This is a genomic window from Paenibacillus sp. J22P165 (assembly GCF_059692015.1).
The window spans coordinates 44,775-60,167 of sequence record NZ_JCAUAP010000015.1 but is presented as its reverse complement, the minus strand read 5'-3'; the positions used below and the strand labels follow the sequence as shown (position 1 = coordinate 60,167).

At 47.8% G+C, this 15,393-nt stretch carries 14 protein-coding genes; 11 read left to right on the top strand and 3 right to left on the bottom strand.

Annotated features, from left to right (window positions below):
* Positions 1–90: 90 nt before the first annotated feature.
* Together AC58QM_RS29940 and AC58QM_RS29935 are read right to left on the bottom strand one after the other, a co-directional pair.
* Positions 91–1,647, bottom strand: coding sequence for an ABC-F family ATP-binding cassette domain-containing protein (locus AC58QM_RS29940; protein ID WP_497288428.1), 1,557 nt, complete (start codon positions 1,645–1,647; stop codon positions 91–93).
* A 96-nt stretch (positions 1,648–1,743) separates the two neighbouring features.
* Entirely contained in the window at positions 1,744–2,487 is a 744-nt protein-coding gene (locus tag AC58QM_RS29935; RefSeq protein WP_497288427.1) for a spermidine synthase, read from the bottom strand.
* A gap of 196 nt (positions 2,488–2,683) precedes the next feature.
* Here AC58QM_RS29935 and AC58QM_RS29930 point away from each other — a divergent pair, with 196 nt between their 5' ends.
* The 8 genes from AC58QM_RS29930 (at position 2,684) to ybaK (ending at position 11,737) form a co-directional block, all read left to right on the top strand.
* Entirely contained in the window at positions 2,684–2,884 is a 201-nt protein-coding gene (locus AC58QM_RS29930) for a hypothetical protein (RefSeq protein WP_497288426.1), read from the top strand.
* Between the two features lie 183 nt (positions 2,885–3,067).
* Positions 3,068–4,027: a carbohydrate ABC transporter permease gene (locus AC58QM_RS29925; RefSeq protein ID WP_497288425.1), complete on the top strand. Its 960-nt coding sequence runs from the start codon at positions 3,068–3,070 to the stop codon at positions 4,025–4,027.
* Positions 4,024–4,869: a carbohydrate ABC transporter permease gene (locus tag AC58QM_RS29920; RefSeq protein WP_497288424.1), complete on the top strand. Its 846-nt coding sequence runs from the start codon at positions 4,024–4,026 to the stop codon at positions 4,867–4,869. The genes AC58QM_RS29925 and AC58QM_RS29920 overlap by 4 nt, the downstream gene beginning before the upstream one ends.
* An 80-nt stretch (positions 4,870–4,949) precedes the next feature.
* Positions 4,950–6,719, top strand: coding sequence for a sensor histidine kinase (locus AC58QM_RS29915; RefSeq protein WP_497288423.1), 1,770 nt, complete (start codon positions 4,950–4,952; stop codon positions 6,717–6,719).
* Positions 6,697–8,307, top strand: a complete 1,611-nt coding sequence (locus AC58QM_RS29910) for a response regulator (RefSeq protein ID WP_497288422.1) — start codon at positions 6,697–6,699, stop codon at positions 8,305–8,307. The genes AC58QM_RS29915 and AC58QM_RS29910 overlap by 23 nt, the downstream gene beginning before the upstream one ends.
* A 180-nt stretch (positions 8,308–8,487) precedes the next feature.
* Complete coding sequence (locus AC58QM_RS29905; RefSeq protein ID WP_497288421.1) at positions 8,488–9,810, top strand: ABC transporter substrate-binding protein; 1,323 nt, start codon at positions 8,488–8,490, stop codon at positions 9,808–9,810.
* Between the two features lie 190 nt (positions 9,811–10,000).
* Positions 10,001–10,984 carry an aldo/keto reductase gene (locus tag AC58QM_RS29900; RefSeq protein ID WP_497288488.1) on the top strand — a complete coding sequence of 328 codons (984 nt, stop codon included), beginning with the start codon at positions 10,001–10,003 and terminating at the stop codon, positions 10,982–10,984.
* A gap of 279 nt (positions 10,985–11,263) precedes the next feature.
* Positions 11,264–11,737, top strand: a complete 474-nt coding sequence (ybaK, locus tag AC58QM_RS29895) for a Cys-tRNA(Pro) deacylase (protein ID WP_497288420.1) — start codon at positions 11,264–11,266, stop codon at positions 11,735–11,737.
* A gap of 55 nt (positions 11,738–11,792) precedes the next feature.
* Here ybaK and AC58QM_RS29890 read toward each other — a convergent pair whose 3' ends face one another.
* Positions 11,793–12,644: a helix-turn-helix domain-containing protein gene (locus tag AC58QM_RS29890; RefSeq protein WP_497288487.1), complete on the bottom strand. Its 852-nt coding sequence runs from the start codon at positions 12,642–12,644 to the stop codon at positions 11,793–11,795.
* A gap of 160 nt (positions 12,645–12,804) precedes the next feature.
* Here AC58QM_RS29890 and AC58QM_RS29885 point away from each other — a divergent pair, with 160 nt between their 5' ends.
* From AC58QM_RS29885 to AC58QM_RS29875, 3 genes are all read left to right on the top strand, one after another.
* The gene (locus tag AC58QM_RS29885) at positions 12,805–13,878 is read left to right on the top strand and encodes a Gfo/Idh/MocA family protein (RefSeq protein WP_497288419.1); all 1,074 of its coding nucleotides are present in this window, start codon (positions 12,805–12,807) and stop codon (positions 13,876–13,878) included.
* A gap of 80 nt (positions 13,879–13,958) precedes the next feature.
* A complete protein-coding gene (locus tag AC58QM_RS29880; protein WP_497288418.1) occupies positions 13,959–14,795 on the top strand; it encodes a sugar phosphate isomerase/epimerase family protein in 837 nt (278 codons plus the stop codon).
* Between the two features lie 292 nt (positions 14,796–15,087).
* Positions 15,088–15,384 carry a hypothetical protein gene (locus tag AC58QM_RS29875; protein ID WP_497288417.1) on the top strand — a complete coding sequence of 99 codons (297 nt, stop codon included), beginning with the start codon at positions 15,088–15,090 and terminating at the stop codon, positions 15,382–15,384.
* The last annotated feature ends 9 nt before the right edge of the window (positions 15,385–15,393 follow it).

Below are 15,393 nucleotides of genomic sequence, written 5' to 3'. Positions count from 1 at the left end.
CATTTTGTAGGTAGTTTGTCCAGATTTGTGAAAAAACAAAGAACCTACCTCCATCATGAAGCGATGGGATAGGCTCTTCAAGTGTGCAGCTTAGAATACTTTGGTCGTCCAGGACTCACAGTTCCATGTTTCTGTTACAACATCACGATAGAAATCAGGTTCATGGGAGATCAGGATGATACTGCCTTTGTACGCTTTCAGCGCACGTTTCAGCTCTTCCTTCGCGTCAACGTCCAAATGGTTCGTCGGCTCATCGAGTACGAGCAGGTTGGTTTCGCGGTTGATCAGCTTACATAAGCGGACCTTCGCTTTTTCGCCACCGCTGAGTACAACGATTTTGCTTTCGATATGTTTCGTCGTAAGTCCACAACGGGCAAGCGCCGCGCGCACCTCGAATTGATTCAACGAAGGGAACTCATTCCAAACCTCATCAATACACGTATTGTTGTTGGATTCCTTAATTTCCTGTTGGAAGTAGCCGACTTGCTGATTTTCACCTTTGTGCACAGAACCCGCTAAAGCCGGGATTTCGCCTAAAATGCTGCGCAACAACGTCGTCTTACCGATACCATTAGCACCGACAAGCGCAATCTTCTGCCCACGTTCCATGCGTAGGTTAAGCGGACGGGATAACGGTGAATCGTAACCGATAACCAGATCCGTCGCTTCAAAAATGAGCTTCCCTGCCGTACGCCCTTCCTTGAAGTTGAACTGTGGTTTCGGCTTCTCTTTGGCAAGCTCAATGACATCCATCTTGTCGAGCTTCTTTTGTCTGGACATTGCCATATTACGTGTGGCCACACTCGCTTTGTTACGTTGAACGAAGTCCTTCAACTCAGAAATTTCCTGTTGTTGGCGTTTGTACGCAGACTCCAGCTGAGATTTTCTCATTTCGTGCACTTCTAGGAAATGGTCATAGTCGCCGACATAACGATTCAAGGCTTGATTTTCCATGTGGTAGATCAAGTTGATTACGCTGTTCAAGAACGGAATATCATGTGAGATGAGGATGAAGGCATTCTCGTATTCATTCAAATAGCGCTTCAACCATTCGATATGCTGCTCATCCAAATAGTTCGTAGGCTCATCGAGGAGCAGGATGTCTGGCTTTTCCAAAAGAAGCTTAGCCAGTAAGACCTTCGTACGCTGCCCACCGCTCAAATCATTGACATCTTTATCTAAGCCGATATCTGTCAGACCCAAACCGCGGGCCGTTTCTTCGATTTTGGCATCGATCATGTAGAAATCTTGATTCGTAAGTGTATCTTGAATTGTTCCTACATCTTCGAGCAGGCGCTCCAGCTCTTCAGGTGAAACGTCGCCCATACGGCCATACATATCGTTCATTTCTTGTTCCATATCGAATAGATACTGAAAGGCACCCTTCAACACGTCGCGCATCGTCATTCCTTTGCTCAACACCGCGTGCTGATCCAGGTAACCTACGCGCATGCGCTTGGACCATTCCACTTTACCATCATCCGGCTGCAGCTTTCCGGTAATGATGTTCATGAAGGTAGATTTCCCTTCACCATTTGCGCCAATAAGTCCGATGTGCTCGCCTTTCAACAGGCGGAAAGATACATCGTTGAAGATCGCGCGATCCCCAAATCCGTGACTAAGTCGTTCTACATTTAATATGCTCATGAATGACACCTTTTCTATTGAACTTTTTTTGCTTCTTACATTTTATTATAAACGATAGGAAGCAAACAACTCCCCCAGGTGAATAAAAAAAGGAAATTACGCTTCTTCCATCAGGATATGCCCATAGCCTAACTCTGTTTCTACGAAGCCCGCCATATGGCGCATGTTGCTGGTGATCGGTTTATTTTGACCCATTAGAAGGATATTCAGTAAATCGCGGCGTCCCTCAGAGGGGAGGGCGAATGCTTTAACATGGTTAAATACTTCGCTAAGCGTGGTATGTATGGCCCTAAGAAGCGGGTCGTGCTCACCTTTCCCCATAACGTTTAGAAGAATTGCGCCATCGGACTCAAGCTTGTCGCGTGCCATTTGAAAAAAGGTTAATGATGTTAACGAAAGGGGCGTGCCCTTCTCGGTAAAAGCATCGACAAGAATATAATCGTACGTGTGTGAAGGTTCATCGCTTAAGAGTTGCCTGCCGTCGCCAATATGTACATTATCCTGGCTATAGCCAAAGTAGCGCCTGCTGAGCTCGACGACATGCGCATCCAGCTCCGCCACAGTGAAACGTTTCTCAGCGAGGTGGGAGGCGATGGTGCCAATGCCGTGACCGATGAGGAAAACACGATCAAAGCTAGGAGCGTTCACTGTCATGAGATGAATCATGGCTCTCGGGTATTCGAACAGAATGCGATCTGGATGGGCCAAATCCATCGCGCCTTGCATGGCTTGGTTAGAAAACTCTAAGATGCGAAATCGGCCTTGTTCCCCTGAAAAGGTGTTTGTGTCATAAATGGAGATGTCATGGTGGTCGGTTTGTTGCTTGTATAGCACGTTCAACGATCATATCTCCTTCAATCATGCATATGTGGACAGTATACCATAGCTAGGCAAACTACATCTCTAGACCGAGATGAGGCTAAAACTCACGGCTGATGAGCGTGGGGGGCTGCAGCTGTACAATAGATATATAGCATTTAATGACAATTACGGATGTAGGAAATCAATCTCAGTGAGGTTAGAGGGGGTTTTTAGGATGGATCAAGGAAGTGATACCTCGAAAGGGCTGATGTTAGATGTGCTGCTGCGGATCACTACGTTTGTTGAAGAGACCCTCCAGTATATAGTCGCCATCGGATTCGGATTCGGGATTGTTGCGTTTATGACGTGTTTTTTCATGAAACACGAAGTGTTGTCTTCAAGCCAGGAAGACGTGGGAGTTGGTGCAAGGGTATAAGTAAGATTAGGCGAGAGAGGGGCAGCTGAGGGCAGCTCCTTTTTCATTTAGTCAGAAATGAGTTGCCTAGCGGTTGTGTTCGATTGGGATGAAGTTGTGTTCAATCCCCTCATTTTCTTGGAGAGAGGGCTCTTTTATACTACAGGTATATGAAATAACTTTGAGAAAAGGGTGAGCTCCAATATGCGTACACAACCTACGACAAATGCCAGTAAGCAGGCTCAAAAGCGGTTCGCCGCCTTCAATTGGAAGGGCCGCTGGGAATCGCCTGTAGCCGGATATTTGTTCATCTCCCCATGGCTGCTTGGTTTCTTACTCTTAACCTTATGGCCGATGATCCGGTCGGTTTATTATTCCTTTACCAAGTTTACCTTGCTCGATGCTCCCGAATGGGTGGGGTTTAGAAACTATGAAAGAATCTTCAGCGATGATGAAACGTTCCGTCAGTCTCTCTCAGTTACACTGTTGTTCGTTGTCATCTCCGTGCCCCTAAAGCTGGTGAGCGCCTTGTTGGTTGCGATGCTGCTTAACAAGAATATTAAGGGTATCTCCATCTACCGTACTTTTATTTATTTACCATCCCTGATCGGAAGCAGTATTGCTGTTGCAGTTCTATGGAAAAACATTTTCGGTATCGACGGATTTATCAATAGATTTTTAAGTATTTTCGGTGTGGAAGGGATTAGTTGGATCAGCAGTCCTGGCACAGCGCTAGGCACTTTAATTATTTTGGTGGCGTGGCAGTTCGGCTCTTCGATGGTTATCTTCCTTGCAGGGCTAAAGCAAATTCCAGCAGAGCTGTATGAGGCTTCTTCGGTCGATGGCGCATCAAAGTTGAGACAATTTTGTACCATTACGCTGCCCATGCTTTCTCCGGTACTCCTGTTTAATCTAGTGTTGCAGACGATTGGCTCGTTCCAAATGTTCACGCAGGCATTCATCATTACCAAAGGCGGCCCGATCAACTCCACGTATATGTACGCACTGTATTTGTACGAAAGAGCTTTCGCTCGCTATGATATGGGCTATGCTTCCGCATTGGCCTGGATACTGCTTGTTATTATCGGCATCGCGACTGCCTTGATCTTCGCATCGTCCCGCTATTGGGTATTCTATGAGACAGAAGGAGGCCGTAAGAAATGACAATTACACAACGCCGGACACTCGGCTCTCATATCTTTTTAGCCATATTCAGTATCCTTATGGTCTATCCGATCCTGTGGTGGGTTGGAGCGGCATTCAAATCCAATGATGAAATGAGCTCGCCAAGTTTGTTCCCGAAGGTGTGGCTGTGGAGCAACTTCACCGAAGGCTGGGTTGCTTTGCCGAAATATACGTTCACGCACTTCTATATGAACTCTTTCGAGCTTACATTGGGTGTACTGCTTACATCCGTATTTTCCTGCAGTCTCGTCGCTTTCGGCTTTGCCCGTCTTGATTTTCCACTCAAAAATGTCTGGTTCTCTATTCTGATGGTCACGTTAATGCTGCCTAGTCAGGTAACGATGGTTCCACAGTATATTATGTTTAATACATTCGGCTGGGTGAATACGTATCTGCCGTTCTATGTCCCGCATGCGCTGGCTGGCGGGGTAGGCGGACCGTTCTTCATATTCCTACTCATTCAATTCATACGGGGACTTCCAAAGGATCTGGACGAATCGGCCAAAATAGATGGCTGCAGCTGGTTCGGCATTTACTGGCGCATTGTTCTACCACTAACGAAGCCTGCACTTGTTACGGTAGCGATCTACTGTTTCCTATGGAACTGGGACGATTTCTTCGGCCACCTGTTGTATATCAACTCGGTGGATAAATATACAGTAGGGCTTGCACTCAAATTGTTTGTAGATAGTCAGTCTGCCTTGCCTTGGGGTCAATTGCTCGCAATGTCACTCCTATCGGTTGTACCTTCGTTAATTATCTTCTTTATGGCACAGCGCCACTTTGTAGACGGCATTGCTTCCGGTGCGGTGAAGGGTTAAAATTTGGAGAGTTATTTGAAAAGCTGCGATATTGTGCAGCTTTTTTGGCTTTCATGATTGCGCCAGAAGGGAGAGCCTGAATGAATTTATTTAAACGCGTGCGGATTGACCGCTTGTTTTTCGGGAGCTTCGCATCTTTCTTATCCATTTTGCTGCTCGTCTTTACTTGGATTAGCTACAGTACGACGTCCAAGGAACTCGCGAATACATCCTCTTACTATCAGCAAGATATGCTTAATGAGTTGAATAAGCAGATTGATATCCAACTGAAATCGATTGAGCAGATGTCGCTTGCGGCATCCCGAAATATGAATACGATCGGGTATGATCCTTTTGAAAAGGATCCATTCGAGATATTTCATCGAAGGGATGATATGCTGCGGATGCTGGCAAGCATCACCTACAGCACGACGATGGTGCAGTCTATCTACTTATATATAGATAACCCTACGAAAACCGATCCACAGGCTCCTGTGCAAATTCTCGATATGGCGCATGTCCGGGAGGAGTTATGGTATCCGGAGATTGAGAAGTCAGACTTCACCTGGGTCGGGGAGCGGACGCTCCCAACTAATAAAGGACCGCAGCAGTTTATCAGCTTCGCCCGCAAGCTCTATAATAATTCGGACAAATATTATGGGCTGCTGATGCTTAATGTGAAGGCAACGGCGATCGAAGGCCTTGTTCGGGGCGAGTCCGCCGGTAAAGAGAAGAACCGGCTGTTGTTGGATGCGAGCGGCAGGACGATTGCCACGATTGGTAAGCCGACATTAAGTGAAGATGATCTTGGGCTGATCAACAGCAAGGAGAACACCTCGAATTATATTCACCTACCGGTGAACCAAGATCATGGGGAGGGGGCGCTGCTCGTATGGAGCAAGGTGCGATCAGACTGGATGCTGATTGAAATTACCCCTTGGAATGAGATCGTACATGGCAGTATCCGCTTGGCTTATATTTTAGTCTCAGTTGGACTGACCGCGATATTTATCACCGCCTTCTTCACGCTGTTTCTATCCAAACAGTTCACGAAACCAATTCGCTTGTTACTGTCACGAATGGGACGAGTGCCAGCTGCAGGGGCTGTGATGGATCTGCCTACGGACTATGAGAACGAGTTCGGGAGCTTATTTAATGGCTATCGCCGACAGATGGAGCGGATTGAAGAGCTGCTGAAATCACTGCAATCGCAGCATAAGCGGAAGCGGGAAGCGGAGATACTGGCACTGCAGGCGATGATTAATCCCCATTTTTTATACAACACCTTGGATCAGTTGAACTGGATAGCGATTGATTCCGGACAAGAGAAGATCAGTACCATCGTCTCGCTAATGGGCAAGATGTTTCGTATTGGACTTTCGAACGGAGAGACGGTCATTCCAATTCGGGATGAGATCACGCATGTGGAGTGCTACCTGCAAATTCAAAAAATTCGCTGGGGAGAACGTCTCACATACAGCATGGATATCGAAGAAGATTTAAAAGATCTGTATATTTCGCGTCTAACGATACAGCCGTTTGTGGAGAATGCCTTTATTCATGGTTTTCATGGCAGAAGGGCGGGGGAAGTTCACATCTCCCTTAAGCGTAAGGAATACGAATTGGAAATTATTATTCGTGATAATGGCGTGGGACTGAAGACAGATTGGGAATTACCGAAGCCGCGCAAAACCGGAGGCTATGGCGTCAGAAATGTTATGGACCGGATCGCTGCGTACTTCGGGGAGCCTTACGGTGTCACTTTGCGAAATAGAGAGGCAGGCGGAACGGAAGTAGTCCTGCTGCTCCCTATTTTGCACAATAAAACAGAACTAGAGGAGGCCCTTCATGTGGAGAGTACTTATTATTGATGATGATTTTCAAGTGTTGGAAGGGATGAAGAAATCCATTCCCTGGGAGCGGCTGGAGGCCGAATGGGTAGGAGAAGCGATGGATGGGCAAGAGGGGCTTCTGAAGGTAAAGGAAACGAGTCCGGACATTATTATAACGGATATCTACATGCCAGTGATGAATGGACTCGAGATGATAGAGCAGCTGAAACAAGTTGGATTCTCGGGAGAAATCATTATTCTCAGCGGTTATTCCGATTTTCAGTACGCGCGCCAAGCGTTGCGCCTACAAGTAAGTGATTACTTGTCGAAGCCAGTCACGATGGATGAGCTGGGTGGCGTACTGGAGCGGGTAATTCGCGAGTTGGAGACCAAGGAATTGGCGAAGCTTGAGCAGGAGGAAACACAGCGCAGGTTGATGATGTACGAGCCCTTCGTGCAGAAGGAATGGCTGAAGTCGGTTGTCACGGGTACACTAGGCCGGGCTATGGCGGAGGAAAGCATGGAGCCCATCGACGAGAAAGTGTGGCTGCGGCAGAAGCATCTCGTCATGGGCATCGAGCTGATGGGGACGGATCGGGTCTCCAATCTTACTTTAACTGACTGGAGCTTGTTTCGGTTCGCACTGGCCAATATCATTTGTGAAGTGCTTGAGCAAGAATGGCCACAGTCAGAGTTTATCGAATTACACAGCCATCATGCTGCCATCGTGTATCACATCCCTTTAGCACAATCGAATGCAGAGGCCCGAGCGAATATTAGACATATCGGAGAGCATCTCACGGCATGTATGCAGACTTATTTGAAGCTGAGCATCCGTATCGGAATAGGTAGCGTACAGGACGATTGGCGACAACTCCCCAACTCAACGGAAGAGGCCTTCTTGGATTTGCTTCAGCAAACACTGAAAGAAGATCATGGAACTCGACTATCGATTCCCGATGAAGCGGAGCATGAGTTTAAGATACGTCCCATCAAGTTTTATCAAGAACTGGCTGAGGCTATCGTGTATGCCAAGAAAGAGGAGACACTTGCGATTGTTGACGCCTACTTAGCGCAGCTCCGTCAGATGTCGCCCGTTTCGCCGGCTTACCTACAATACTTATGCTCAGAGCTGTGGACGATTCTCGCCTATTCGTTATACAGTACGGGTGTCGTGCTCGACGATCTGTTCCCTGGTTTGCCGGCAAGCCAGGAAATTGCCAAGATCTCAACGATCGAGGAGCTTCGGAATTGGCTCGCGTACACAATCTCTGGCATCTCCTCACAACGCGGATGGAGTGAACATTCCAAGCATAAGGAAGCTATCGATTTCATGATTCAGTATGCGCATGAGCATTATGCGGAGGACATTACTTTGGAGGATTTATCTAAACAGTTATATCTAACCCGCAATTATTTGAACCGAATATTCAAGAAAGCGACAGGGGAGACATTTACGAACTATTTGATCCGTGTAAGGCTCGAGAAAGCTAAGGTGCTGCTGGCGGAAGGCAAGCACATGATCTATGAGATAGCAGAAATGGTAGGCTACAAGAATGTGGCTTACTTCAGTTCCATTTTCAAAAAGCATTATGGGATGAATCCCAGTGAGCTCGGAAAAAAATAGGTTGTGCTCGATTGTGGTAGAAATGTGTTCATTACCCTTATTTTGATTGTGTCCTTCCATTCATATAATGAAGCTAGAAGCGCTGCTGAATGAATGGAGCTGCCAAGGTACCTTCGTTCTTAATTGGAAAGGCTTTGACACATGGTTCTGAATATGGAATAGAGGAAGGGGTTCAATAGAATGATGAACAAGCAGATAAAAAGATGGGGTGTACTGACAATTACGGCACTTACAGCTGTAAGTCTGACCGCATGCGGTGCCGGAACCAAAACGAACGAAGCTGCGAAACCGAGCAGCGATGCAGCAGCAACAGCAGCAGTAGTCGATAATAAGCCGGTAAAACTACGCATTGTATGGTGGGGCTCACAAGCCAGACACGATGCGACCTTGAAGGCACTCGAAGCTTACACGAAGAAACATCCGAACGTTACGTTTGAACCGGAATTTTCCGGGTTTGATGGCTATGCAGATAAGCTAGCTACTCAGGCTGCGGCAAAGAATGCACCTGACGTGATCCAGATGGACCCGGCTTGGCTAGCGGAATACAGCGGTAGAAACCAGCTCGTGGACCTGTCCAAAGGCATCAATGTCGCAGATATAGATAAGTCTCTGGTCGATTCCGGTAAATATAAAGACAAGTTGTATGCGATTCCATTAGGAAATAACGCTACAGGGATGTTATTTAATAAGAATGCCGTAGACAAGCTGGGTATCACACCTCCGGCTAATGGCTGGACTTGGGATCAATATTTCCAATTCGGCAAGGACGCGAAAGCAAAGCTGGAGAAAGATAAATATGCACTAATGGATGCGACAAGTGACTATACGGTCTATTCCTCTTACCAAAGCAGTCAAGGCAAAGGTTATCCGGTTACCATAGACGGTAAATTTAACTTGGACAAAGATACCTACATTACGTACGCGAAGAAATATGCTGACCTTCGTAAAGAAGGCGTAGTTCCTCCTCCGGATGTTGCAACGACAGATAAAGAATCCGATGCGAAGATGGATTTGATGAACAACGATACCGTCTTGATCAAGCGCAGTTTCGCGGCTTTGCTGCCTGGCTATGAAGGCGTGAAACCGGGAGCTTATAAGTTTGTTACGCAGCCCAAAGGTGCGCAAGCCAGCGGCTTCCTGAAGCCGTCCATGTTCTGGTCTGTAAGTGCAGATTCCAAGAACCCTGACGCGGCTAAGGCATTCATCGACTGGTTTGTGAACGACACAGAAGCGGCGGATATTCTGACAACAACGCGTGGTGTACCCGTTTCCAAAAAGGTTCTTGAGTACTTGACACCGAAGTTGACGCCTGCAGATAAACAACAAATCGAGCTGATCAAGAATGTTGCACCAGATGCGCAGCCATTTAACCCAGGTGCTAAAGGCTGGAGTAACTATACAGCTAAGGACTTTAAGGATATTGGTGAAAAAGTGATGTTCGGCAAAATTACGCCGGAAGCAGCATACGAAGAATTAGTGAAAAAAGCGAAGGATTATCAATAAAAGGTCTTCAATCCAGCAATCATAAGTGATTAAACAAAAACTCAGGCCGTCGAGATTCTCTCGGCAGCTTGGGTTTTTCTCGTTGAAGAAAGCGGATGCGGAGCACCTTCGCGTGAATCGGGTGATTCCAACTAAGATCGTGTATAATCAATGGAAGAATCACATCATAGCGAAGAATGGGTGGAAAAGTATGGTGGGAAAAGCGGTACTCAGGCAGATGGGCAGCTCGTCTCTGGCCTTGTCACCTCTTGGACTCGGCTGTTGGCAGTTCAGCAATGGCCAGGGGATGGTGGGCAAGTTTTGGCCGGTGCTGAAGAAGGAAGATGTGCGCAGCATTGTTCAGACCAGTCTCAAAGGCGGGATTAATTGGTTTGATACAGCAGAAGTTTACGGAAAAGGTCAATCCGAACAAATGCTGGCGGAAGCGCTGCGTGAAGCTGGGCCTCTAGCTGAAGGGGCTCACATAGCTACGAAGTGGTGGCCTGCCCTGCGCACGGCGAGCAGCATCACGAGTACCATCGATGAGCGTCTCCGATTGCTGGAAAACCGGACAATAGAGCTGCATCAGGTGCATCAGCCATTCTCATTCTCGTCTGTTCAAGAGGAAATGAATGCGATGGCTGAACTGGTGAAGCGGGGCAAAATCAAGAACGTAGGCGTCAGCAATTTCTCAGCGAAAAAGATGCGTGAAGCTGACCGTGTACTGCGGGAGCACGGACTCCGGCTCATTTCTAACCAAGTGAAATATAGCTTGCTGGATCGTCGGATTGAGCACAATGGCATCATGGATGCTGCGAAGGAGCTGGGCATCGCGATTATCGCGTATTCCCCTTTGGAGCAAGGGATCTTAAGCGGTAAGTTTCACAAGAATCCTGCACTGGTGAAAGCGATCAAGGGCCCTCGTAAATTCACTTCAGCCTTCCGTGGTGCAGGGTTGCAGCAATCGAAGCCCCTGATTGATAAGTTGGACGAACTCGCTGTCATTTATGATGCGTCACCAACGCAGATCGCGCTGAATTGGTTGATCCATGCACATGGAGAGACGGTTTTTGCTATTCCGGGTGCATCGAAGACGCACCATGCGGAGGAGAATGTGAAAGCGATGCAATTCACACTAACTGATGAGGAATTGAGGCAAATCAGCGATGTTTCCAATCGTGTACTGAATAAATAAACCTACTGCAACAAGTCGTTATGTAATTGTAACAGGGTTGCAATCTTTTCTTCAGGTAGATTTAAGGTAACAAGCCTATACTAAATCTCGACCCCCTTTTAAATATAAATACATTAGACCCGCGGCCCGTTGCTGTGGGTCACTTTTTTGTTAACGGGCAATCGCAATCGTAGCGCAAAAAGTGAACTTCCAATAGATGATAGATATGAGCCCTTGCGAACAAGCCATGATTAGGTACAATGGACACATACATTTAGCATTAAGAAAAAAGGTGAGAACATGGTGAAAACGAATGCTTGTCGCAAATTAGATATGCTCAAAATTCCCTATACGTTGCATGAATATGAGTGGGATGAAAATCAGTTAGATGCCCAAACAGTGGCTGAAAAGGTTCATTTGTTAGTCAGTCAACTTTATAAAACATTGGTTTTGAAGGGGGATAATACAGGGGTAATCGTAGCCTGTATCCCTGGGGATCGAGAACTCAATTTAAAAAGCTTAGCGATCCAAAGCCATAATAAAAAGGTAGAGATGGTTCCTGTAAAGGATATTCAGAATTTGACAGGGTATATACGAGGCGGTGTGTCCCCGCTTGGTATGAAAAAGAACTATCCGTTCTTCTTGGATAGTTCCGCGGCAATGATGGAGCTGGTCAGCATTAGTGCAGGCCGTCGTGGGCTTCAAATATTTATAAGCGGTGCTGATTTAATCAGAGCCTCTGAGGCCACTCTTGTGGATATAACAAGTACATAGCAACTTGCAAAGAACCTGCAATCCGCTTAGTGCGAAAGGGCAGGTTCTTCCTTACTTATGTCAGCGCCCGACCATGCTCAACTCGCCTGTACTCCTTGGGCACAATCCCCTTGCTCTCTCGGAATATCCGTGAAAAGGTTTTGTACGATCCATACCCCACCTCTAGCGCAATCTCCGTGACACTCATGTCAGTGGAGACCAGCAGGCTGCAGGCGTGGCGCAGACGCAGATCGTGCAGGAAGTGAACGAAGGTTTGGCCTGTCGTTTGCTTAATCACCTCACTGATACGCGAGACGCTCATTGTGAAGCGGGCGGCCAAATCGGATAACGCCAAATCCTCTTGATAATTCCGATGGATATAATGAATAATCGGCCACACGGCGTGGCTGGATCTTGAGGAGGATTTGGACAACGTCGCCGCTTCTTCCTCTTGGCCTGCGTGCTGGAAGCGATGCCGATCAAAGCGGATCAGAATTTCCTTCAATTTGGCCTTCAGGAGAGTCTGCCTGTAGCGCTCGTCCCCGTGATACTCTTTCACCATATCTTCGATGAGAGCGGTCATCTGTGCCTGTTCAGCCCCCTCGAACTGCACGTAGGCTGGCAATTCATTCGAGTCATGAAATAGCTCAGACAGTCCCTGATCGTTCCCCGGCTCCATGAGCAGATCCATACTGAACATACCATTGAAGAGAACTAGCTTTTCACCCGGATCTGTAAAAATCTCATGCACCTGATAAGGGAGTACAAAGGTAAACGTGCCAGGTGCCATGGTGTGTTTTACATCATTTATCATTTCTGCGCCACGCCCTTCAACCACATAAGAGAACTCCAGGTAATCATGGCGATGTGCGCGAAAGCCGTGCTCCAAGGTATTTCTACTAAGGTGGAATGGGAAGGGGGAGTGCATATTGGGATACGTTTTCAGATAATCAGGAAAATACGTCATGTTAGTTAGGTCTCCTTCGAAAAAATGGGACGTTTTCCGAATAAACGGTACGACTTCTTGGTGATCTTATTTTATCATAAAAACAGGATCAACAGCGTGTACTTATGAGGAGGAACGAATCGTGGAAAGCGTTAACAAAATTAGAATTGGGATTATTGGTGCAGGCAATATTGGCGGTGTTCATATTCGGGAGTTTTCCAAGCTGGCAGAACTTTGCGAAATTACGGCGATTACAGATGCTTACTTGCCTTTGGCTCAGGCGAAAGCACAAGAGCATGGCATTGCCTATGTCGCAGCCACACCTGAGGAACTTATTCAAAGCGCAAAAGTCGATGCCGTCATCATTGGGGTGCCGAACCAATACCATGCCTCCCTTGCTGTACAAGCGATTGAAGCGGGCAAACACGTACTTATCGAGAAGCCAATGGGGATTAACGCCGCTGCGGCCAAACAAATATATGAAGCTAGTAAGGCTTCGAATACAATTGTAATGATTGGTCACCAAATGCGCTGGGAGTCGGTCCCGATGCAGATTAAAGAGCAGGTTGAAGCTGGTGAGCTAGGCAAAATTTATACAGCTAAAACCGGCTGGTTCCGCCGTAAAGGTATTCCAGGTTGGGGGACATGGTTCACGAAAATGGATGAGTCCGGCGGCGGTCCGTTGATCGATATCGGCGTTCATATGTTGGATCTTGCGCTCTATTTGATGGGCAATCCAAAACCAGTATCAGTTGTTGGTGCAACGTATGCGGAATTCGGACCACGCCGTAAAGGGATTGGCACATGGGGGAAACCGAATTGGAATGGTACGTACGATGTGGAGGATTTGGCAACGGCGTTGATTCGTATGGAGGATGGCAGTACGCTGACGCTTGAAGTGAGCTGGGCGGTTCACATGGACACGGACAACACGCCTTTCGTACACCTCATGGGCGCAGATGGCGGAGCTAGCTACAAAGGACCTACGGGTAAATTGTTAACTGAGAAATTCAACCGTGCGATCGAGACTGAGTTGAAAAAGCCTGAGAATGATGAAGGCGAGCGCCTACGTCTCAGCCAACATTTCTTAGCTTGTATTCGTGAAGGCAAACAGCCGATCACATCGGCGCTTTCTGGTTATACGAACAATTTGATTCTTGATGCAATCTATGAATCTTCGCGTACAGGTAGTGAAGTGAAGTTGAACTGGGAGTAGTCAAGCATAGAGCAGAGAAAGCGGGATAGACAAAGTACAAGTACAAGCGTATAGCAGAAACCATTTGGAGGGATTATCCGATGCTTAGAGGGTTATCAAGAGCAGGGCTTGGCAAGATCGAGAGCAACGAGCAATTCATCGAGTTAGCGGCAAAATATGGCTTCCAAGCGGTCGATATCGACGCTGTGAGCCTTGTGGAAGCGCACACTGTTGCTGGTGCGCGGGAGTTATTGAAGAGCCGTGGCCTCGTCATCGGCTCGATCGGTTTACCCGTGGAATGGCGTACCACGGAAGAGGCGTTCCGCGATGGGCTGCCGAAGCTAGCCCAAGCCGCGGAAGCGGCAGCAGCGCTCGGCTGCACGAGCTGCTGCACGTATGTGCTGCCCTCGACGGACCTCGGGGCAGCGCACTTCATGGCGCTCGCGACGCGCAGATTGCGCACGTGCGCCCAAATCCTAGGCGCCTACGGCATCCGCCTAGGGCTGGAGTTCGTCGGTCCGCATCATCTGCGGACACGGTGGCAGAACCCGTTCATCTGGACCATTGATGAAACGTTAGATTGGATCGATGCGATTGGTGAGCGCAACGTGGGCTTGCTGTTCGATTCGTACCACTGGTACACGAATGGCGGGACTGTGGCGGATATCGAGAAGCTCCGCGCCGATCAGATCGTGCACGTGCACATCAACGATGCACCAGATGTGCCGGTAGAGGAAGTGCTCGATAACGGACGTGTGTATCCGGGTGAGGGTGTTATTGATTTGGCAGGCTTTCTGCAAGGCCTGCAACGTATTGGCTACACCGGCGCTGTGGCGCAGGAGATCCTTACGGCGGAAGCGCCGACGGCTTCTCCGGAGAGCCTGGCCGAGCGGTCTAAAGCTGGCTTCGACAAGGTCTATGCCGCGGCGGGGCTGTAATCGTGGGTTTGGAGAGAGCGAATTCCTTTGGGGATTCGCTCTTTTTGTTTCTGGGGGTTGTCCATGTTCCAACTCAACCCAACTCTCACCTGCACGGTTCTCCACGTTTGAACTCGTACCCTTGTATGCTTAGCTGCTACCGTCACTAACCAGAACATAGCTCCACTGGATAAAGCCAATGGGGGCCAGTTTTTCCAGTCGACAAAAATTCCTACATTTCGTCCCTAAAGTGTGACAAACTTCTCATGGAATCTCGGGTACGATTTTAAAAAAGCGAAAAGGAGATAAGATCATGCAAATTAAGAATAAACAGGACATCAGCCTGATTTTGGACAACTTTTCAAGCTTCGCAGAGTGGGACGCAGCAGGGAAGAAGCTTTACCTTGTTTTTGCTGATAAAAAACGTGGAGGTCAATGGACCTTAATGAGTTATGAAGACGAACGCTTTAGTGTGCATGGCGTGGGGAACGGTTACGAGGACGCAGAAGAGTCATTCTTTGAGGAACGTAATCAGCTTCTCTCGTTTCTGTGGGACAACCGTGCAGCGCTCAAAGCTGCAGTTGATGCGAGCCAAGTCGTTTCCGCTTAGGAAACGATA